Origin of the sequence: Streptomyces sp. NPDC001406, from assembly GCF_042895285.1 — a bacterium.
In the GTDB taxonomy this organism is placed as follows: Bacteria; Actinomycetota; Actinomycetes; order Streptomycetales; family Streptomycetaceae; genus Streptomyces.
In genome coordinates, this window is record NZ_JBIAWG010000007.1 from 289,102 (window position 1) to 308,460 (window position 19,359).

The 19,359-nt window shown below is 72.4% G+C and carries 18 protein-coding genes and 5 tRNA genes; 15 read left to right on the forward strand and 8 right to left on the reverse strand.

The window, feature by feature from the left end; all coding sequences use genetic code 11:
- Positions 1–42: 42 nt before the first annotated feature.
- Entirely contained in the window at positions 43–540 is a 498-nt protein-coding gene (locus tag ACFY1J_RS19145; RefSeq protein ID WP_390710903.1) for a GNAT family N-acetyltransferase, read from the forward strand.
- 67 nt (positions 541–607) lie between these two features.
- Here the strand turns inward: ACFY1J_RS19145 and ACFY1J_RS19150 are convergent, their stop codons facing one another.
- Entirely contained in the window at positions 608–1,039 is a 432-nt protein-coding gene (locus ACFY1J_RS19150; protein ID WP_390710902.1) for a hypothetical protein, read from the reverse strand.
- Between the two features lies 1 nt (position 1,040).
- On the reverse strand, positions 1,041–1,400 hold the full coding sequence (locus ACFY1J_RS19155) for a hypothetical protein (RefSeq protein WP_390710901.1): 360 nt from the start codon (positions 1,398–1,400) through the stop codon (positions 1,041–1,043).
- Positions 1,401–1,469: 69 nt separating this feature from the next.
- Here ACFY1J_RS19155 and ACFY1J_RS19160 point away from each other — a divergent pair, with 69 nt between their 5' ends.
- The 10 genes from ACFY1J_RS19160 (at position 1,470) to ACFY1J_RS19205 (ending at position 14,275) form a co-directional block, all read left to right on the forward strand.
- Positions 1,470–2,039 (forward strand): HAD-IA family hydrolase, encoded by a 570-nt coding sequence (locus ACFY1J_RS19160; RefSeq protein WP_390710900.1) that lies wholly within the window; start codon positions 1,470–1,472, stop codon positions 2,037–2,039.
- Positions 2,040–2,408: 369 nt separating this feature from the next.
- Positions 2,409–3,452, forward strand: a complete 1,044-nt coding sequence (locus ACFY1J_RS19165; protein WP_390710899.1) for a methionine ABC transporter ATP-binding protein — start codon at positions 2,409–2,411, stop codon at positions 3,450–3,452.
- Entirely contained in the window at positions 3,449–4,186 is a 738-nt protein-coding gene (locus ACFY1J_RS19170) for a methionine ABC transporter permease (protein WP_363296774.1), read from the forward strand. The genes ACFY1J_RS19165 and ACFY1J_RS19170 overlap by 4 nt, the downstream gene beginning before the upstream one ends.
- A 123-nt stretch (positions 4,187–4,309) precedes the next feature.
- Positions 4,310–5,146 carry a MetQ/NlpA family ABC transporter substrate-binding protein gene (locus ACFY1J_RS19175; protein WP_390710898.1) on the forward strand — a complete coding sequence of 279 codons (837 nt, stop codon included), beginning with the start codon at positions 4,310–4,312 and terminating at the stop codon, positions 5,144–5,146.
- Positions 5,147–5,288: 142 nt separating this feature from the next.
- Positions 5,289–5,927, forward strand: a complete 639-nt coding sequence (locus ACFY1J_RS19180; RefSeq protein WP_390710897.1) for a GNAT family N-acetyltransferase — start codon at positions 5,289–5,291, stop codon at positions 5,925–5,927.
- A 123-nt stretch (positions 5,928–6,050) separates the two neighbouring features.
- A complete protein-coding gene (cbiE, locus tag ACFY1J_RS19185; RefSeq protein WP_390710896.1) occupies positions 6,051–7,262 on the forward strand; it encodes a precorrin-6y C5,15-methyltransferase (decarboxylating) subunit CbiE in 1,212 nt (403 codons plus the stop codon).
- A gap of 345 nt (positions 7,263–7,607) precedes the next feature.
- Complete coding sequence (gene cobT / locus ACFY1J_RS19190; protein WP_390731557.1) at positions 7,608–11,594, forward strand: nicotinate-nucleotide--dimethylbenzimidazole phosphoribosyltransferase; 3,987 nt, start codon at positions 7,608–7,610, stop codon at positions 11,592–11,594.
- 144 nt (positions 11,595–11,738) lie between these two features.
- Positions 11,739–12,983, forward strand: a complete 1,245-nt coding sequence (gene cobA, locus ACFY1J_RS19195; RefSeq protein WP_390710894.1) for a uroporphyrinogen-III C-methyltransferase — start codon at positions 11,739–11,741, stop codon at positions 12,981–12,983.
- Between the two features lie 63 nt (positions 12,984–13,046).
- On the forward strand, positions 13,047–13,865 hold the full coding sequence (locus tag ACFY1J_RS19200; protein ID WP_390710893.1) for a TrmH family RNA methyltransferase: 819 nt from the start codon (positions 13,047–13,049) through the stop codon (positions 13,863–13,865).
- Between the two features lie 8 nt (positions 13,866–13,873).
- Positions 13,874–14,275 (forward strand): NUDIX domain-containing protein, encoded by a 402-nt coding sequence (locus ACFY1J_RS19205; RefSeq protein WP_390710892.1) that lies wholly within the window; start codon positions 13,874–13,876, stop codon positions 14,273–14,275.
- Positions 14,276–14,867: 592 nt separating this feature from the next.
- Here the strand turns inward: ACFY1J_RS19205 and ACFY1J_RS19210 are convergent.
- Positions 14,868–16,220 (reverse strand): serine/threonine-protein kinase, encoded by a 1,353-nt coding sequence (locus tag ACFY1J_RS19210; RefSeq protein ID WP_390731601.1) that lies wholly within the window; start codon positions 16,218–16,220, stop codon positions 14,868–14,870.
- Positions 16,221–16,416: 196 nt separating this feature from the next.
- On the opposite strand from ACFY1J_RS19210, the gene ACFY1J_RS19215 reads away from it, so the two are divergent.
- The 4 genes from ACFY1J_RS19215 to ACFY1J_RS19230 all read left to right on the forward strand — a co-directional run bounded on the left by ACFY1J_RS19215 (position 16,417) and on the right by ACFY1J_RS19230 (position 18,810).
- Complete coding sequence (locus tag ACFY1J_RS19215) at positions 16,417–16,686, forward strand: hypothetical protein (RefSeq protein ID WP_390710891.1); 270 nt, start codon at positions 16,417–16,419, stop codon at positions 16,684–16,686.
- 203 nt (positions 16,687–16,889) lie between these two features.
- Positions 16,890–17,081, forward strand: a complete 192-nt coding sequence (locus ACFY1J_RS19220) for a hypothetical protein (protein WP_263206707.1) — start codon at positions 16,890–16,892, stop codon at positions 17,079–17,081.
- 239 nt (positions 17,082–17,320) lie between these two features.
- On the forward strand, positions 17,321–18,430 hold the full coding sequence (locus ACFY1J_RS19225; protein ID WP_390731558.1) for a phosphotransferase family protein: 1,110 nt from the start codon (positions 17,321–17,323) through the stop codon (positions 18,428–18,430).
- Between the two features lie 80 nt (positions 18,431–18,510).
- The gene (locus tag ACFY1J_RS19230) at positions 18,511–18,810 is read left to right on the forward strand and encodes a zf-TFIIB domain-containing protein (protein ID WP_363296784.1); all 300 of its coding nucleotides are present in this window, start codon (positions 18,511–18,513) and stop codon (positions 18,808–18,810) included.
- 53 nt (positions 18,811–18,863) lie between these two features.
- On the opposite strand, the gene ACFY1J_RS19235 is transcribed toward ACFY1J_RS19230, so the two are convergent.
- The 5 genes from ACFY1J_RS19235 to ACFY1J_RS19255 form a co-directional block, all read right to left on the reverse strand.
- A tRNA-Val gene (locus tag ACFY1J_RS19235) sits at positions 18,864–18,935 on the reverse strand.
- Between the two features lie 12 nt (positions 18,936–18,947).
- A tRNA-Val gene (locus ACFY1J_RS19240) sits at positions 18,948–19,019 on the reverse strand.
- A gap of 19 nt (positions 19,020–19,038) precedes the next feature.
- A tRNA-Val gene (locus ACFY1J_RS19245) sits at positions 19,039–19,110 on the reverse strand.
- A 1-nt stretch (position 19,111) separates the two neighbouring features.
- Positions 19,112–19,185, reverse strand: a tRNA-Cys gene (locus ACFY1J_RS19250).
- A 38-nt stretch (positions 19,186–19,223) separates the two neighbouring features.
- Positions 19,224–19,296: transfer RNA gene (locus ACFY1J_RS19255), tRNA-Gly, on the reverse strand.
- Positions 19,297–19,359 lie beyond the last annotated feature (63 nt).

Below are 19,359 nucleotides of genomic sequence, written 5' to 3' on the forward strand. Positions count from 1 at the left end.
TGGGGGACAACAGACGATCAGGTGAGCGGGAGGCGTGCGCACATGGGCATGAGCGTGACCATCTCGGTGGCGACCGAGCAGGACACGGAGCAGATCTTCAGGCTCCAGTACCTGTGCTTCCAGAGCGAGGCGGCGTTGTACGGCAACTACCGCATCGACCCGCTCGTCCAGAGTCTCGACTCGGTCCGTCAGGAGGTCGCCTCCGACTGCGTCTTCGTCGCCCGGCTCGGCGAAGAGGTGGTCGGCTCGGTGCGCGGCACGGTGACCGAGGACGGCGCGGCCGCCATCGGCAAGCTCTGTGTCCACCCGCGTCTGCAGGGCCACGGCATTGGGGCGAGACTGCTGCGCGCGGCCGAGGGGGCCCTCGCCGAGGAGCGCGGCGCCAAGAAGTTCCGCCTCCACACCGGCCACCGCAGCGAGGGAAACCTGCGGCTGTACCGGCGGGTGGGCTACGAGACGGTGGGCACGTCCAAGGGCGCGGACGGCGTACCGATGATCGTCCTGGAGAAGCCGGCGGGGACTTACGCAACCACGGCTTGACGACGTGCCCGAGGGGCGCGGGGAACTGCGCGACCAGCCACCGACAGCCCGCGGCCGCCGACGCTCCTCAGGACACCCGCCCCTGGTGCGTACGTGCTTTCCGCAGCCAGTACATCGCGGACAGGGGCAGCAGCACCGGGATGAACACATAGCCCATGCCGTAGTCCGACCACACGGTCGCGTCGGGAAACGCCGACGGCTCCGCCAGTGTCCAGGTGCCGACGACCACCACACCCGCCAGCTCGGCTGCGCAGCAAACCCGCGCCGCCCTGCGGGCCTTCTCGCCGCCACGCACCAGCGAGTACGTGATGAACCCGTACACCACACCCGCGACGGCGGACAGCGAGTAGGCGAGCGGCGCCCGCTCGAAGTCCGTCGCGATCTGGACGACGGACCGTGAGACGGCTCCGACGACCATCACGCCGTAGAACCAGACGAGCAGCATCCCCGGCCCGCTGATGAGCCGCGTCCGCGCCGGCTTCGTCTCCGTGGCCGTCATCTCACCCTCCCCAGATGTCGAAGAGCCGCACTTCGAGCACGGCCAGCACCACGCCGCCCGCGGCGACGGTCACCGACCCCCACCGCGTCCGCTCGGCCAGCGACATGAAGCCCGCCGCCGGGATGCACGCGAACGCCCCCAGCAGATACGCCACGAAGATCGTCGTGCCCTGCTCCGGCTTCTCGCCCCGCGCCAGCAGGACCACCCCGATCACCAGCTGCACCACGGCCAGCAGCGACACCACGCCCATGCCGATGAAGTGCCAGTCCTTGGTCGGCTGGTCACGATAGGCGGCCCACCCGCACCAGGCGGCGAGCAGCAGCGCGGCGACGCTGGTCACCAGCGTCAGGGCATTGAGCATGCGCAGACCCTATTACGGGCCAAACGGTCCGATGCGATCGCCCCCGCCGTGCGCCGTCGGTTCTGGACCATGACGATCCATGCACAGGCCCTCCTGTTCGACAACGACGGCACCCTTGTCTCCTCGCTCGACTCCGTGGACCGGTGCTGGGCGCGGTGGGCGCGGGAGTTCGGGATCACGGCGGAGGACTTCGCGCGGGTCGAGCAGCTGGAGGTGGAGGACGTGCCGAACGGGGGTGTCCGGCTGCTGCCCGGTACCCGGGACTTCCTGGAATCGCTGCCCGCCGAGCGGTGGGCCGTGGTCACTTCCGCGACCCGAAGGCTGGCCGAGGCGCGGCTCGACGCCGTCGGGATCCGGCCCAAGATGCTCGTCGCCGCCGATGACGTCACGCGCGGCAAGCCCGACCCCGAGCCCTATCTGCTCGCCGCGCGCCGGCTGGGCGTCGCGCCGGCCCGCTGCCTCGTCTTCGAGGACGCTCCGGCGGGGATCCGGGCAGGCCGCGCCGCCGGGATGACCACCGTGGCCTTGGCCACAACCCACCCGGCCCAGGAACTGGTCGCCGACCTGGTCGTCGACGACCTGTCGGCCTTGTCCGCCCTGGTCACCGACGGGGTAGTGGAGATCTCCGTACGCCGCTGACCGGTGTCCACCAGTGTCCAGCATGCGGACGGCTGCGGACTGTCAGGACCGTACGTCTGGTTTACTGATCGCATGACCACGACGAGCAGCCGCACCCTTGCGACCGAGGCGACCATGACGCCCGGTGCTCGTTGTATGTGTCGAATGTGCGCCTTCTAGAGGGCCCCTGCACCACCTGAGCCTCGCGCCCCGAAGCGAGAGCCGTGGCACGTCCGCGTGTCGTCCGACGACGTCCGCGACGTAAGCCGCCCCGCGCACATGTTCTCCCCCGGTTCCATCGCCACCGCGAGAACCGTGCCGCGTCCCTGAACGAATGCACCTGTGCCCGGGCACACCCACGCCCGCGCACTCGACAGTGACGGAATCACAGTGATCACCACATCGGGCCTGAGCAAGGTCTACCGCTCGCGCGGCCGAGAGGTCACCGCCCTGGACGGCGTCGATCTCCACGTCCGTGAAGGCGAGGTGTACGGCGTCATCGGCCAGTCCGGCGCCGGCAAGTCCTCGCTCATCCGCTGCGTCAACCTGCTGGAACGTCCCACCGCCGGGACCGTGACCGTCGCGGGGCAGGACCTCACCGCCCTCGCCGGGCGCGGTCCGCGGGCCGGCCGGGAACTGCGCCGGGCGCGCAGCCGGATCGGCATGGTCTTCCAGCACTTCAACCTGCTGTCCTCGCGCACCGTGCAGGACAACGTCGAACTGCCGCTGGAGATCCTCGGCAGGTCGGGCAAGGACCGCTCCCGCAAGGCGCTCGAACTGCTCGACCTCGTCGGCCTCGCCGACAAGGCCAAGGCCTACCCGGCCCAGCTCTCCGGCGGACAGAAGCAGCGGGTCGGCGTCGCCCGCGCCCTCGCCGGCGACCCCAAGGTGCTGCTCTCCGACGAGGCCACCAGCGCCCTCGACCCCGAGACCACCCGCTCCGTCCTCCAGCTGCTGCGCGACCTGAACCGGCAACTCGGCCTGACCGTCCTGCTCATCACGCACGAGATGGACGTGGTCAAGAGCATCTGCGACTCGGCCGCGCTCATGGAGCAGGGACGCATCGTCGAGTCCGGCACCGTCAGCGAGTTGCTCGCCACCCCCGGCTCCGAACTGGCCGCCGCACTGTTCCCGGTCGGCGGCGAGGCCACCGGCGCCGACCGGACCGTGCTCGACGTCACCTTCCACGGCGAGGCCGCCACCCAGCCGGTCATCTCCCAGCTCTCGCGCACCTACAACATCGACATATCGATCCTCGGCGCCGCCATCGACACCGTCGGCGGCCTCCAGATCGGCCGTATGCGCATCGAACTGCCCGGCCGTTACGAGGACAACGTCGTGCCCATCGGGTTCCTGCGCGAACAGGGCCTGCAGATCGATGTCGTGGGCGAAGCGGGCCAGGAGCCCGTGCTGGTGAAGGAAGGTGCCAAGTGACCTGGTCCGAGATGCAGCCGCTGCTGTCCCAGGCGTGTTGGGACACGCTCTACATGGTCGGCTGGTCCACGCTCATCGCCGTCGTCGGCGGGCTGCCGCTCGGCATCCTGCTCGTCCTCACCGACAAGGGCGGACTGCTGCAGAACGTCGTCGCCAACAAGGTCGTCGGGCAGATCGTGAACATCGCCCGCTCGATGCCGTTCATCATCCTGATGGTCGCGCTGATGAGCTTCACCCGCTGGATCACGGGGACGACCATCGGCCGCGAGGCCGCCATCGTGCCGCTCGCCATCGGCGCCATCCCCTTCTTCGCCCGCCTCGTCGAGACGGCTGTCCGCGAAGTGGACGGCGGGCTCGTCGAGGCCGTGCAGTCGATGGGCGGCAACACCTGGACCATCGTCCGCAAGGTCCTCGTACCCGAGTCGCTGCCCTCGCTGATCTCCAGCACCACGACCACGGTCGTCGCCCTGATCGGCTACTCCGCCATGGCCGGCACGGTCGGCGCGGGCGGCCTCGGCGACATCGCCATCCGCTACGGCTACCAGCGCTTCGAGACCCAGATGATGTGGATCACCGTGGCGATCCTCGCCGTGGTCATCTCGGTCATCCAGTTCGCCGGCGACTACGCGGCCCGCTCCCTGCACCGGCGCGGCGGCCGCTCCGGCCCGGCACCGAAGCTGCGCCTGCTCAAGGCCAGGACACCCGCGCCCGCCGACGTGAGCAAGGCCGCCTGAGCACCTCTCCACAGACTCCCCGTCACACCCACCCGTCGCCCGACCACCGCCCCTCAACGACGGCGCTTCGCGCCGACGCCCCTTGATTCAAGGGGTCGCACCACCCCAGGAAAGGCACTTTTCGTGCGTAACACCGCCAAGATCACCACTGCCGTCCTCGCCGCCGGAGCCCTCACCTTCGGGCTCTCCGCCTGCGGCTCGGAGAAGGCATCCTCCTCTTCCTCCGCCGACAACAGCGGCCCGCTGGTCGTCGCCGCGAGCCCCACCCCGCACGCCGAGATCCTGAACTTCGTCAAGCAGAACCTGGCGAAGAGGGCGGGCCTCGACCTGGAGGTCAAGGAGTTCAGCGACTACATCGTGCCGAACACGGCCACGGAGGACGGTTCCGTCGGGGCCAACTACTTCCAGAACCAGCCGTACCTGGACGACTTCAACAAGAAGCGCGGCACCCACATCGTGCCCGTCGTCACGGTGCACCTGGAGCCGCTCGGTCTCTACTCCCACAAGGTGAAGAGCACCGACGCCCTGAAGAGCGGTGCGACCGTCGCCGTCCCGAACGACACCGTGAACGAGGCGCGCGCCCTGAAGCTCCTCGCCGACAACGGGCTCATCACCCTCAAGGACGGCGTGGGCACCGAAGCGACCCCGCAGGACATCACCAAGAATCCGAAGAACCTCAAGTTCAAGGAGGTCGAGGCGGCCCAGACCCCGCGCTCCCTGGACGACGTGGACGCCGCGGTCGTGAACGGCAACTACGCCATCTCCTCCGGTCTCAAGCCCGCCAAGGACGCCCTCGTCCTGGAGTCCGCGAAGGACAACCCGTACGGCAACTTCCTCGCTGTGAAGAAGGGCAACGAGAAGGACCCGCGGGTCAAGAAGCTCGCCAAGCTCCTGACCTCGCCCGAGGTGAAGAAGTTCATCGAGGACAAGTACCAGGGCTCGGTCATCGCCTCGTTCTGACGGGGCGTATACCGCGTATCGCCACGCACGGGGTCCACTCCCTCACCCGGAGTGGGCCCCGTTGTGGGGTTGAGTGGTTTCATGCTGCATGCTGGGCAGTTCAGCAGGCCCTGAAGGTTTTCCGAAGGTTACGGAGTGGCGCATGACTAGCACCTTCCCCAACATCTCCATCAGCACGGAGCGGTTGGTGCTGCGGCCCCTCGACGAGGACGACGTGTCCGCCCTGGCCGAGATGATGAACGACGAACAGGTCGCGGCCTGGACCGACGTCCCCCAGCCGTTCACCGAGGACGGCGCCCGGCACTGGATCACCGAGTACGCGCCCGCCGAGCGCGCCGCCGGCCGGGGCCTGGACCTCGCCGTCACCGAGTTTCTCACCCAGCGCCTGGTCGGCATCGTCCAGCTGACGAAGACCAACTGGCAGATCCGGTCCACCGAACTGTCGTACATCATCGCCCCCTGGGCCCGCGGCGAGGGCTATGCCTCCGAAGCCGCGCTCGCCACCGCCCAATGGCTCCTCGGTGACCAGAAGTTGGAACGCATCGAGCTGCGCACCGCCGCCGACAACACCGCCTCCCAGCAGGTCGCGCAGAAGATCGGCTGCATCAGCGAGGGCGTCCTGCGCAACGCGTGCATAGTCCACGTCCGCACCGAGGACGGCGCGTGGGCCGATGTGCGCACCGACTTCATCGTGTGGAGCCTCCTGCCCGAGGACCTGGAGGGCGCGGGCGAGCAGTTCGCCGACACCGGCGGTTTCACGTCGTTCTCGGACTGGAACTGACAGCACGGGACCCACAGGGGCACCGCCCGTCGCGCGCCCGTCGCCCCCACCAGGTACTCTCACGGAGCCTGCCTGCGGGCCCCCACCCCTGACGACCTGCGCAAACCCTGGAGACTGACGACGATGGCCGACCGCGTCACGGTGATCGGCTGGGACGGTTCACCGCTGACCGCCGCGGCCCGCGGAGCCCTGGGCGCCGCCACCCTCGTTGCGGGCGCCGCCCATCACCTGGCGCTCCCCGAGGTGCCGCACGCCGCCGAACGCATCCGCCTCGGCAGCGTCGCCCTGGCCGCCCGCCGTATCGCCGCCCACCGGGGCACCGCGGTGGTGCTCGCCGACGGGGACCCCGGCTTCTTCGGTGTCGTACGGACCCTGCGCGCACCCGAGTTCGGCCTGGAGGTCGAAGTCGTCCCCGCCGTCTCCTCCGTGGCCGCCGCCTTCGCCCGCGCCGGAATGCCCTGGGACGACGCCCAAGTGGTCGTCGCGCACCGGCGCACCCTGCGACGCGCGGTGAATGTGTGCCGGGCCCACACCAAGGTCGCCGTACTCACCTCACCCGGCGCCGGCCCCGCCGAACTCGGGCTGCTCCTGGACGGGGTCCATCGCACCTTCGTCATCTGCGAGGAACTGGGCACCGAGCGCGAACAGGTCACCGTCGTCACCTCCGACAAGGCAGCCGACCACACCTGGCGCGACCCGAACGTCGTCATCGTCATCGGCGGGCCGGTCGGGGCGGGCGAGGGCGGTGGCTGGATCTCCGGACGCGACCCCGGCGCGGGTCCGCGCGGCTGGGTACTGCCCGACGAGGCCTATGGCGGCGGACTCGGCGAGGGGGAGACGGATCTGCTCCGGGCGGCCCAACTCGCCCGCCTGGGACCGCGCGTCGGCGACCTCGTCTGGGACATCGGCTGCGGCGGCGGCGCGTTCGCCACCGAGGCCGCGCGCGCCGGTGCCGCCGTGATCGCGGTCGACCGGAACCCGGAGGCATGCGCCCGCACCGAGGCCGCCGCGCGGCACTTCGGCGTGCAACTGCAGATCGTGCACGGCACTGCCCCGCACGTCCTGGAGAACCTGCCCGAACCGGACGTCGTCCGTGTCGGCGGCGGGGGAGCGGCCGTGGTCTCCGCGGTCGCCGACCGGCGCCCGCAGCGCATCGTCACGCACGCCGCGACCCGCGACGCGGCCGAACTCGTCGGCCGCGATCTGACTGAGCACGGCTACCGGGTCGAGTGCGCCCTGATGCAGTCCGTCGAACTGGAGACACGAGGCTGGACGGAAACGGAGCGGAACGTTGCGTTCCTGCTCAGCGGGCTTCTACCGGATCGCGCCCCGTGATCCTGTTGTCGTACTGCGCGCGGTAGGCTGGCCGATCGTTGTACCGCTCCGGTGGCCCGGAAATTCGTTCGTCAATGTCCGGAAAACATGCCCGTTTTGGGGTGGGTGTGGTACGGCAGAACCGGAGGACGCGCAACGTGGCGCAGTCCACAGCGGGCTGTCGCGGATCAAGCTGCCGCGAGGGTGGAACGACCGGGACAATGCCACCGAATGGCTTTGTCGCCTTTTGTGGGACGGTCGTTCGTGCCGCTGGGCACGCACGCTCGTTCTTCACTGCGGGGCGGTCGGTGCGCCGTTCCGGGTGAGCTGGTCGTAGAAGCACTAACCGATGGGCGAGGGGTACGCATGACGGACACCGGCCAGGTCCCGGGCGAGGGACTGCCGGAGAGCGCAGGCAGGGTGGAACAGCCAGGCGTTCCCGCGCACGGCATGTACACCTACCTCTCCGAGACGACCGCCGAGGACGAGGACCTGCTCCTGCCGGGCGCCCAGAGCGCATGGGGCAACGAGGTGCCGCCGCCCGCCCCGGAGCCGGTCGTCGAGGCCGTGCACGAGCCGGGACCGCACGAGGCGGCGGGCCGCGACAGCGGCTCCGTCGACCTCGGTGGCGTCCGCCTGCCCGATTCGCCCGTGTCCGTCCCGCCGTCCCCGATCCTCTCGGCCCCGCACGAGCAGACCGCGGCCCCGCGCCGCCCGTTGCACATGGGTCCGCCGATCCCCAACGCCTCGGCCAGCCCGGTCCGTTCCCTCGCCGACCGCGGTCCCGCGGGCGCGCCGGTGAGACAGCCCGGCCCGCAGACGACCGGCCCCGAGTACCTCGACGTCCAGGCGCTGCCCGACGCGGCTCCCCAGGGCGCGGCCCCTTGGGGCGCGGCGCAGGCGCCCGCGGCACAGGCGGGCGCTCCGGTCCCGGCTCCGGTCCCGGCCGCGGAAGTGGTGGCTCCCCTTCTGGAGTCGGCCGCAGAGACGGCCGCCGGCCGACCCGGCGCGGCCCAGGAGGCCGTGGCCCGGCTCGCCACGGAGGCCGTCGCGAGCGGTACGGCGGAGCAGGCGCCCGCGCCGGGCTTCGCGACCGCCGCCGCTCCGGCGGATGCGGCGTTGTCCGTCCAGGGCGTCCAGGCCGCCGCGCAGGGGGGGCCGCAGGTCGTGCAGGGGCACGACGGGATGCAGCCCGTGCACGGACACGACGGGGTGTACGGCGCGCCGGTCGCGCAGGAGACCGGGCCGGCTCAGGGTCCGGCGGCCGTGCCGGGCGCCGAGGGCGGCCAGGGTGCCGAGGTCGCGCAGCCTTCCGCAGGCGTCGTTCAGGTGCCCGGCGGGGCCGGCCCGCAGGAGACCGGGGCCGCGCAGGTCGCCGGGGCTCCCGACGGTGTGCAGGGCCCGGTCGCCGTACAGGGTGCGGAGGGCACCGAGGCGCAGGGGGCGCCGGTCCCCGAGGGGCACGCTCCAAACGGACCGCAGGTCCCGCAGGTCCCACAGGCCCCGCCGAACCAGGCTCCCGAAGGTCCGCTGTTCCCGGAGCCCGAGGGAGCGCAGCTCGCCGAGGCCGCACAGGCTCAGGCTCAGACGCCCGCCGCCGGCGTGCCCGGTGCCCAGGTCATCGTCTCGCCGGCTCAGGCAGTCGCCCCGGTCGCCCCCGTCGCCGAGGCCGTACCGGCACCCGAGCCCGTGGCCGTCGTCCAGGAGACGCCGGAGGCCGAGGCGATCGTGTCCGCCCCGGACGCGGTACTGACCACGCCCACCGGCGAGACCGTCGCGACGCCCGCCGCGGGCACCCCCGTGCCCGCGGCCCCCCAGCCCGCGCAGCCGGACCTCGCCGCCCCGGCCCCCCAGCCCGCGCACCCCGCTGCCGACGAGGTCCCGCAGGCCGTCGGTGCCGTGGGCGAGCAGCCGTCCGCCGAGGAGGCGCGGCAGCCCCAGCCCGGCCAGGAGCCGCAGGCCGTCGCGGCCGAGTCCGGCCACGCCGAGGAAGCCCCGGCCGTCATCGCCGTACCGCCGCAGGGGCCCGTCGGCCCGGAGGCCGAGGCGGCTCAGCCGGCCGTCGACCCCGTCGCGCCGCACGCCCAGCCCCAGGCCCAGCCGCAGGCGCCCGTCGTGGCCGAGGGGCCGCAGACCGTGCCGCCCGCGGCCGTCGCGCTCCCCGCGACCGACGCCGCCGAGGCAGTTGCCCCTGAGGCAGTTGCCCCCGAGGCGGGCACCCCCGAAGCCGCGCCGGAGGCCGACGCCCCCATGGCCGCGGCCGTCCCCGAGCAGGCCGCTCCCGGCGACTCCCTCCCGGGCAGCGTTCCGCTGGTGGCGCACCCGGACCAGCCCCTGGGCCAGTTCGTGCCCGTCGAGGGAACGGTGCCGACCACTCCGCACCTGGCCCCGACCCCGCCGCACCCGCTGGTCCTCCCCCTCCAGGAGCCGCCCGCCGCGGCCCCGGAGGAGCCCGCGGCCACGGTCCCCGCACCCCGCGAGGCCGAACCCGCGCCCGTCCCGGCCGCGCCGGACGTGGAGCCCGGCCCCGAAGTCGTACAGCACGCGGAGGACCTGGAGACCAGGGCCGCCGACCAGGAAGAGAGCACGGCCCCAGTGGCAGAAGCACGACAGTCCACCGGCCCGGCCGCGCCCGCCTATGACGACGCCGAGCGCGAGGCCGTCCTCAAGGTCATGCGTGAGCGCCGCGACATCCGCAACGGCTTCCGCAGCGACCCGATCCCGCACGAGGTGCTGCTGCGCGTGCTGGAGGCCGCCCACACCGCGCCCTCCGTCGGCCACTCGCAGCCCTGGGACTTCGTCGTCATCCGGTCAGCCGAGACCCGCCGCACGATGCACGAACTGGCCATGCGCCAGCGCGACGCGTACGCGAAGTCGCTGCCCAAGGGCCGGGCGAAGCAGTTCAAGGAACTGAAGATCGAGGCCATTCTCGACACCCCGGTGAACATCGTCGTCACCGCCGACCCGACCCGCGGCGGCCGGCACACCCTCGGCCGTCACACGCAGCCGCAGATGGCTCCGTACTCCGCGGCGCTCGCGGTCGAGAACCTCTGGCTGGCCGCCCGCGCCGAGGGCCTCGGCGTCGGCTGGGTCAGCTTCTTCGACGAGCGCGAGATGGTCCGCGCCCTCGGCCTGCCCGAGCACCTGGAGGTCATCGCCTACCTGTGCGTCGGCTACGTCGACGAGTTCCCGGACGAGCCCGAGCTGATGCAGGCGGGCTGGTCGAAGCGGCGTCCGCTGTCCTGGGTCGTGCACGAGGAGACGTACGGCCGTCGCGCGCTGCCCGGCGAGGACCCGCACGACCTGCTCGCCGAGACCGTCGCCGGGATCCGTCCGCTGGACGCCAAGGCGCTGGGCGAGGCCTGGGAGCGGCAGAAGCGGATGACCAAGCCGGCCGGTGCGCTCGGCATGCTGGAGATCATCTCCGCGCAGCTGTCCGGGCTGTCCCGGCAGTGCCCGCCGCCGATCCCCGAGCCCGCGGCCGTTGCGATCTTCGCCGGCGACCACGGGGTGCACGCCCAGGGCGTCACCCCCTGGCCGCAGGAGGTCACGGGCCAGATGGTGGCCAACTTCCTCGGCGGGGGAGCAGTCTGCAACGCCTTCGCCAACCAGGTGGGCGCCGAGGTCTGCGTCGTCGACGTCGGCGTGGCCTCCGACCTGCCCGCCACGCCCGGGCTGTTGCCCCGCAAGGTCCGCGCGGGTACGTCCGACATGACGACCGGTCCCGCGATGACCCGCGAGGAGGCCAAGGCCGCCATCGAGGTGGGCATCGAGACCGCCCGCGACCTGGTGGCGGCCGGCAACAAGGCGCTGCTCACCGGCGAGATGGGCATCGCCAACACCACCGCGTCCGCGGCCCTGATCTCCGTCTTCACCGGCGCCGACCCGGCCGAGGTGACCGGCCGTGGCACCGGGATCAACGACGAGACCCTGGCCCGCAAGACCGAGGTCGTCCGCCGGGCCATCGAGCTCCACCAGCCGGACCCGGCCGACCCGATCGGCGTCCTCGCGGCGATCGGCGGCTTCGAGCACGCGGCGATCGTCGGCCTGCTCCTCGGCGGCGCCTCGCTGCGAACGCCGGTGATCCTGGACGGCGTCAGCGCCGGAGCCGCCGCCCTGGTGGCCCGTGCCATCGCCCCCGAGGTCCTCGCGGCCTGCATCGCGGGCCACCGCAGCGCCGAGCCCGGCCATGTGGCCGCCCTCAACAAGCTCGGGCTGCGCCCGCTGGTCGACCTCGACCTGCGCCTCGGCGAGGGCACGGGAGCACTGCTCGCCCTGCCGCTGGTGCAGAGCACGGCACGGGCGATGCACGAGGTGGCGACGTTCGATTCGGCCGGAGTGACCGAGAAGTAGGCGTCACGGCGGCGGTGGTCCGGTGTTCAGCCATCGGACCACCGAGCCGTGTGTCCCGTCCGCACCTTAAAATCCGCACGTCAGGGCCGCTCCGAAGTCGCAGCGCGCCCACCGCACCGCTGCCTGTACGAGGAGCCGCCCCTCATGGCCGAACACCCCGCCTACCCCGTAGGCCTCCGCCTCTTTGGCCGCCGAGTGGTCGTCCTCGGCGGCGGCCAGGTCGCCCAGCGCCGCCTGCCCGCACTGATCGCGGCGGGCGCGGACATCGTCCTCGTGTCCCCCGAGGCGACCCCCTCCGTGGAGGCCATGGCGGACGCGGGCGAGATCACCTGGGAGCGGCGCCCGTACGCGGACGGGGACCTGGCCGACGCCTGGTACGCACTGATCGCCACCAGCGACGCCGAGGCCAACACCGCCGCCTCCGCCGAGGCGGAGCGCCACCGTGTCTGGTGCGTCCGCTCCGACGACGCCGACGCGGCCACCGCCTGGACCCCGGCGACCGGCCACAGCGAGGGCGTCACGGTCGCCGTGCTCACCACGGACGCGCGCGGTCGCGACCCGCGCCACACCGCGGCCATCCGTGACGCGGTCGTGGAGGGCCTGCGCGACGGCACCCTCGTCGCCCCGCACCACCGCACCAGGACGCCCGGAGTGTCGCTGGTCGGCGGCGGCCCCGGCGACCCCGACCTCATCACGGTCCGCGGCCGCCGTCTCCTCGCCGAGGCCGACGTCGTCATCGCCGACCGCCTCGGCCCGCGCGACCTGCTCGCCGAACTCCCGCCGCACGTCGAGGTGATCGACGCGGCGAAGATCCCCTACGGCCGTTACATGGCCCAGGAGGCCATCAACAACGCTCTCATCGAGCACGCACGGCAGGGCAAGTCCGTCGTACGCCTCAAGGGCGGCGACCCCTTCGTCTTCGGCCGGGGCATGGAGGAGGTGCAGGCACTCGCGGAGGCCGGCATCCCGTGCACGGTCGTCCCGGGCATCTCCAGCTCGATCTCCGTGCCCGGCGCGGCCGGCATCCCCGTCACCCACCGGGGCGTCGCCCATGAGTTCACCGTGGTCAGCGGCCATGTCGCGCCCGACGACGAGCGCTCCCTGGTCGACTGGCCGTCGCTCGCCAAGCTGACCGGCACCCTGGTGATCCTGATGGGCGTCGACAAGATCGGGAAGATCGCCGAGACACTGGTCGCCCACGGCAAGTCCCCCGACACCCCGGTCGCCCTGGTCCAGGAGGGCACGACCGCCGCACAGCGCCGTGTCGACGCGACCCTGGCGACCGTCGCCGAGACCGTGCGCGCCGAGGACGTGAAGCCGCCGGCGGTCATCGTCGTCGGCGCGGTCGTCGGCGTGGGCCCGCGGCCCGGCCCGGCACCGTCCGCGTAACCGCGGGTAACCTGTCCCGTCAGAGCCGTTGGCACCACACCCAGGACAAGGCAGTATCACCCTGTGGCCGATCTCATCACCGTTGAGGATCCCGACGACCCGCGCCTGCGCGACTACACGGGCCTGACCGACGTCGAGCTGCGCCGCAAGCGAGAACCGGCCGAGGGCCTGTTCATCGCCGAGGGCGAGAAGGTCATCCGCCGTGCCAAGGACGCCGGTTACGAGATGCGCTCCATGCTGCTGTCGGCCAAGTGGGTCGACGTCATGCGCGACGTCATCGACGAGCTCCCGGCGCCCGTGTACGCGGTCAGCCCGGAGCTCGCCGAGAAGGTCACCGGCTACCACGTGCACCGCGGCGCCCTCGCCTCCATGCAGCGCAAGCCGCTGCCGACGGCGGCCGAACTGCTGCGCTCCGCGCGCCGGGTGGTCGTCATGGAGTCCGTCAACGACCACACCAACATCGGCGCGATCTTCCGCTCGGCGGCCGCCCTCGGCATGGACGCGGTCCTGCTCTCGCCGGACTGCGCGGACCCGCTCTACCGCCGCAGCGTGAAGGTCTCCATGGGCGCGGTCTTCTCCGTGCCCTATGCCCGCCTGGACTCCTGGCCCAAGAGCCTGGAGTCGGTCCGCGAGGCCGGCTTCTCGCTGCTCGCGCTCACCCCGGACGAGAAGGCGAAGAGCCTCGACGAGGCCGCCCCGCACCGGATGGACCGGGTGGCGCTGATGCTCGGCGCGGAGGGCGACGGCCTGTCCACGCAGGCGCTGGTCGCCGCCGACGAATGGGTACGCATCCCGATGTCCCACGGCGTCGACTCCCTCAACGTGGGCGCGGCGGCCGCGGTCGCCTTCTATGCGGTGGCCACCGGCCGCCCCGTGGCCTAGGCCCTGACATGCGCGACGCGATCGTCGCCGTCCTCCCGCGAGGCGACCGCGTGCTGGTCATCCGCCGCGGCCCGGCCGCCGAGCGCTCCGGCTACTGGGCGCCTCTCAGCGGCAGGCTCGAACCGGGTGAGACACAGGCGGAGGCCCTTGTGCGCGAGGTCCGCGAGGAGGTCGGCCTCGTGGTGACCGCGGGGGAGAAGGTCTGGGAGTCGGTGACCGACGACGGCGCCTTCCGCCTCCACTGGTGGACCGCGGACCCCGGCACCGCCGACCCGGTCCCCGACCCCGGTGAGGTCGCCGACGTCCGCTGGGTGACAGCGCAGGAGTTCCTGCACCTGGACCCCGTCTTCGACGGCGACCGCGAGTTCTTCGAGCGGATCCTGCCCCAACTCGGGGGCGCTGCCCCCTGAGTTCGGGCCTGCCCGCACTGCGCACGGCCGGCTCCAGGGCGCGGCCGGCCGGTGACAGGTCACGTCCCGCCTCGGGTCCCGTCGGACCGGTGTCGCCGACCGCGTGCCGGTGTCGGCGACGATCCGGTTCTCTCCGTGGTCGTCGCGCCTCAGGGACAGGTTGCGGGCGAAGGCCGAGGAGAGGACGCGACCGATTCGCCCGGCGCCGGCCGGATCGAGTGGGCGGTCCGCCGCCCTGCCACTGCTCCGGCGCGCCGCTTGCCTGAGTTCGGGCTTGTCCGCGCGGAGCATGGCCGACGTCAGGCCGCGGGTGGGCCGGGACAGGTCCGGGCGACGGCCGAGGCGAGGATGTGGCGCAACCGTCCGGCATGGGCCGGAGCCGGGCGGGCAGGCCGCCGCCGTAAGTCACCCCGGCGCGACGACGGTTCGGCGGGCACCCGGCAGAAGACGCACAGGTGCGTGTCGACCGCCCGGCCGAGCTCAGAGTCGGGGCGCAAGGCGTCGTGGATGCCCGCATCCCCCTCCGCACAGCTGAACACGTATCGACCCTGGTCCGGTGGAGCGCGCCGCAGGCCCAGGGCGCACAGGCTCCTCAGGCCGCCCTGACATCCGGCGGTGGCGCATATAGGTGTGCGTGCCGCGGCGACACCGTTCCTCCCACGCCGCCGAGTCCCCGCGACGGCCCCTGACAGCCCTGGGCCGTCGCGATGCCGAGGGCAACCAGCAGGGTCACCACGACGAACACGAACAGCCGCTGCCGCAGCAGCCGCGGATTGGCCGGCCGACGCCCGGTCCCCGTGGTGCGCGGCCCCGGGCGGCCGGTGCCGCTGCGGGGCGCGGGGCGGCTGCCGCTGCCGGACCGTGTCGTATTGCGGGCCGCCGGGGTCGGCCGTGATCCGCCCCGCGACGGGGCGCCGCCGCCGCGCGAGGCGCTGCCGCCCCGTGCGGGAGTGCCGCCCCGTGCGGGAGTGCCGCCGCGCGGTGCGGGGGTCGAGCTCGGGGAGGGCTGTGTACGGCGCAGTGTGCGCTGCTGCTCGGGGTGGGTGTCGGTGAGTCGACCGGTGGGCCGGTCGGTCTCGCCGGGCCGCGGCGTGGGCGGCCGTACGTCGGACAGGCCCTGGGCCTCGCGGGCCGCGATCTCCTTGAGCCTGAGGGAGAGTTGGAGCGTGCTGGGCCGCTCCTCGGGGTCCTTCGCCAGACATGCCCGTACCAGCGGGGCGAGCGCGTCCGGTACGCCGTGCAGGTGCGGTTCCTCGTGCACCACGCGGTACAGCATCACCTCGGAACTGCCGTGCCCGAAGGGGGAGTCACCGGTCGAGGCGTACGCCAGGGTCGCGCCCAGCGAGAACACGTCCGTGGCGGGCGTGACCGCGGCACCGCGCACCTGCTCGGGCGCCAGGAACCCGGGAGAGCCGACCGCCGTGCCGACGTGCGTGAGCGTCGAGGCCCCCGTCGCCCAGGCGATGCCGAAGTCGATGATCCGCGGCCCCTTCGGGGACAGCAGGATGTTGGACGGCTTCAGATCCCGGTGCACGACCCCGGCCTCGTGCACCGCGACGAGCCCCTCGGACAGGGCGGCACCGATCGCGGCCGCCTCCGCCGCGCCGAGCGCACCCTCGTCGGCGACCTTGTCGTGCAGCGAGGGGCCGGGCACGTACTGCGTGGCGAACCACGGCCGCTCGGCGTCGAGATCCGCCGCCACGAGCCGCGCCGTACACCCGCCCCTGATCCGCCGTGCCGCCGAGACCTCACGGGCGAAGCGCGACCGGAACTCCTGATCCTCGGCCAGATCGGGCCGGATGACCTTCAGGGCGACCCGCTGCCCCTTCTTGTCGGAGCCCAGGTAGACAACGCCCATCCCGCCCGCGCCCAGCCGTCTGTGAAGCCTGAACGAGCCGACGACGCGCGGGTCCTCGCGCCTCAGGCGCATCATCGCCATGTTCATCCCCGCTGCCCGGTCCGTGTGACGTGCCACAGCTTACGTTTCCGCGGCCGCCTGCGCGCAGAGGCCGCGCCCTCTCGGCCCGAAGGATTGTCAGTGCCGAGTGGGAGACTTGAGGGGTGGTCAGAAAGCCGCCGATCCGGGCGGCCTTGACCGTGCTGTGACCTCAACCGCCTGTCACAGAAGGGGGATTGAACCCGTGAAGGGTGACCGCGTGGAGATAGTCGTGGATGCCGGCGACACGACGCGCACATACGAGGTGGTGGCGAGCAGAGCGGGCCGCAGGGTGGAGACAGCGGTGCGCCGAGGCGTCGTGGAAGTGAGCGAAGTCACGCGAAACGGCTCCGTCGTCCGTACGGCCCGTTTCATGGCGAACCGGGTCCTGGCCCTCGTGGAGCAGCCGGTGCCCCGCGAGGACAGCTCGGAAAAGCCCGGACACACCGGGCGACCCCTCAGGGAAGACCCCTAGACCTAGGACCTCGTCTCCACCCAGGGGAGTACTCCGCAGGTGATGGCTCATCCTCCGGGAGGCCCGCGATTCGGTACGACGGCATGACGCCCGGTGGGCGCCACGAGCCTAGATTTGAGGTCAAGCGGCGGGTGCAGCACTCGTCCCCCGAGGTCAGACACCCGCCGCTGCCAACGACAACCGAGACGGTCAGGAGAGGGACCATGGCCCTGACGGCACCGCGGACACTGATTCGCACGCAGGGGCGCACAGCGCCCCGCCGCACAGGCCGCCGCCACCCCCTGGTGGCGACGATCATGGCCCTTCCCCTGGCGGCCCTGCTCCTCCTCGTCTTCGACGGCTGGGAGACAGTGGCCACACAGGCGTCGTCCGTGGGCGTGATGCTGGGGCGCTGAGCGGCGACCCCAGGCCCGGAAGAGCGGTCCGGGCGGGGACATCCACCCATGAAACCCCGTGGGGACGGGGGTGCGGCGGACGGCACAAATGCCGGCGCAGCTGGGGAGCTGCGCCGGCATTGCTTTTGTGCGCCGGCCGGCGTCGAGCTCCTGCGCAGGGGCCGACGCCGGCCCGGCGGCACGGCGCTGCACAGCCGCGTACGCTCGCCGGACACAGCCGTACGCACTCAGGGAACCCCGTGACCGCAGACGTACTGCCGCAGCTGACCGCGAAGGCCACCGCCGCGGCCCACCCCGGCGAAGCCTCCTGTGCCTGCGGTGCGACCGTCACCCTCGCCGACCGTCCCGACGCCACCGTCGTCCGCCATGCCGACACCGTCGCGAAGGCCCATGCCCCGGGCACCGACCCCGCCGAGCTGGCCCTCCGTCTCACCGCGGCCGTCCGCCACCCGGACATCCTCCTTGCCCCGCTGACCCCGGCCCCCGCCGCCCTGGACGACCGCCTTGTGACCTTCTGGCCGTACGGCACCCCCGTGGACCCGGACGACCCGGACGCGGCCCCCTGGGAGGCCGCGGCCACCCTGCTCGCCCGCCTCCATCGCATCCCGGCCACGGACCGCGCCCCCGCTGAGCGCGCATCCGCTACCGGAACTTCCGGCCCCCGGTACGACCCGCCCACCGAGCCCCCCGCCGTCCCTGCCCCTCGGCGCCCCCCTGCGGCCACCCTCCCTGCCACCTCCACCTCCACCTCCGCATCCACATCCACATCCGCCCTGCCCCTGCCTCCCATGCGCGGCCCCGCCAAGGCCGCCCGGGCGATCGGCCGTCTCCGGGCGGCCCTCGCCGCGGCACCGGCCCCCCACCCCGCCGCACCCCCGATACTGCGGGCCTGGGCGGCGCTCCCGCCCTGGGCCCGTGCCGAGGCCCCCATGCCCGGCGCCCCGGCCCTGTGCCATGGCGACCTGCACCTCGGCCAGCTGGTCCGGCACCCGTCCCCGGGCGGTCCCTGGCGGCTCATCGACGTCGACGACCTCGGTGTGGGCGTCCCGGCCTGGGATCTCGCACGACCCGCCGCCTGGTACGCCTGCGGACTCCTCCCGCCCGACGAGTGGACCCGCTTCCTGACCGCCTACCGCGCGGCCGGCGGCCCGGCCGTACCCGCCGACGGCGACCCCTGGCCGGCCCTGGACGTCCCGGCCCGTGCCCTCACCGCACAGACCGCGGCCCTATTTGTCACGAAAGCGCTCGCGGCCGGCCGCCCCCTGGACGAGGTGGAGCAGTCCCTGGTCGACGCCTGTGACCGAATGGGTTCCGTACCGCCCGAGTTGTCGCACGGATTCCCGAAGTAGGGTGCAACCGACCGGGGCCGGACTGAGTCTGTCCTGGGGAAACACGAAGCAGGACCTACCGGCGAGGAGTTGAGCCGACCATGCAGTGTCCGAAGTGCCATGCGCCGATGCACACCTACAACCGCAATGGCGTCCAGATCGAGCAGTGCAGCGGCTGCCGCGGCATCTTTCTCGACTACGGCGAGCTGGAGGCGCTGACCCGCCTGGAGTCCCAGTGGTCCCAGCCCGCCCCGCCGCCCCCGGCCGCCCCGCAGGCGTACCCGGCCGCGCCGTCCGCCCCCGCCTGGGGCGCCCCGCACGGTGGTCACGGCGGCCACTACGGCGGTCACGGCGGCCACCACCGCCACAAGAGCTTCGGCCACATGCTGTTCTCCAGCTGAGCCGCGCACGACGGAGCCCCCGGCCGTACGAGACGGCCGGGGGCTCCGGTGCGTGGACGATACTGGGATTGAACCAGTGACCTCTTCCGTGTCAGGGAAGCGCTCTCCCGCTGAGCTAATCGTCCGGGAGTACTGCGTGCGCGATACTGGGATTGAACCAGTGACCTCTTCCGTGTCAGGGAAGCGCTCTCCCGCTGAGCTAATCGCGCGGGGATCCTCGCGGATCAGTGGACGATACTGGGATTGAACCAGTGACCTCTTCCGTGTCAGGGAAGCGCTCTCCCGCTGAGCTAATCGTCCTTGGAGGTGGAGACGGGATTTGAACCCGTGTAGACGGCTTTGCAGGCCGTTGCCTCGCCTCTCGGCCACTCCACCAGGAGTGTAGGGGATCGGGAAGACCCCTGGTTCCTTCGAGCGGACGACGAGGCTCGAACTCGCGACCTCAACCTTGGCAAGGTTGCGCTCTACCAACTGAGCTACGTCCGCCTGTCGTTTCGGTCCGCTTCCGCGTCCCGGCGACGTGTTGAACTCTAGCGGATTCCCGGGCCA

Bases quoted from the DNA above. Each gene is read 5' to 3' on its own strand.
- ACFY1J_RS19145 (WP_390710903.1), top strand. From the start codon at position 43: ATGGGCATGAGCGTGACCATCTCGGTGGCGACCGAGCAGGACACGGAG.
- ACFY1J_RS19155 (WP_390710901.1), bottom strand. From the start codon at position 1,400: ATGCTCAATGCCCTGACGCTGGTGACCAGCGTCGCCGCGCTGCTGCTC.
- ACFY1J_RS19230 (WP_363296784.1), top strand. From the start codon at position 18,511: ATGCAGTGTCCGAAGTGCCATGCGCCGATGCACACCTACAACCGCAAT.
- ACFY1J_RS19210 (WP_390731601.1), bottom strand. From the start codon at position 16,220: ATGAACATGGCGATGATGCGCCTGAGGCGCGAGGACCCGCGCGTCGTC.
- ACFY1J_RS19160 (WP_390710900.1), top strand. From the start codon at position 1,470: ATGACGATCCATGCACAGGCCCTCCTGTTCGACAACGACGGCACCCTT.
- ACFY1J_RS19150 (WP_390710902.1), bottom strand. From the start codon at position 1,039: ATGACGGCCACGGAGACGAAGCCGGCGCGGACGCGGCTCATCAGCGGG.
- ACFY1J_RS19205 (WP_390710892.1), top strand. From the start codon at position 13,874: ATGCGCGACGCGATCGTCGCCGTCCTCCCGCGAGGCGACCGCGTGCTG.
- ACFY1J_RS19180 (WP_390710897.1), top strand. From the start codon at position 5,289: ATGACTAGCACCTTCCCCAACATCTCCATCAGCACGGAGCGGTTGGTG.
- cobT (WP_390731557.1), top strand. From the start codon at position 7,608: ATGACGGACACCGGCCAGGTCCCGGGCGAGGGACTGCCGGAGAGCGCA.
- cobA (WP_390710894.1), top strand. From the start codon at position 11,739: ATGGCCGAACACCCCGCCTACCCCGTAGGCCTCCGCCTCTTTGGCCGC.
- ACFY1J_RS19220 (WP_263206707.1), top strand. From the start codon at position 16,890: ATGGCCCTGACGGCACCGCGGACACTGATTCGCACGCAGGGGCGCACA.
- cbiE (WP_390710896.1), top strand. From the start codon at position 6,051: ATGGCCGACCGCGTCACGGTGATCGGCTGGGACGGTTCACCGCTGACC.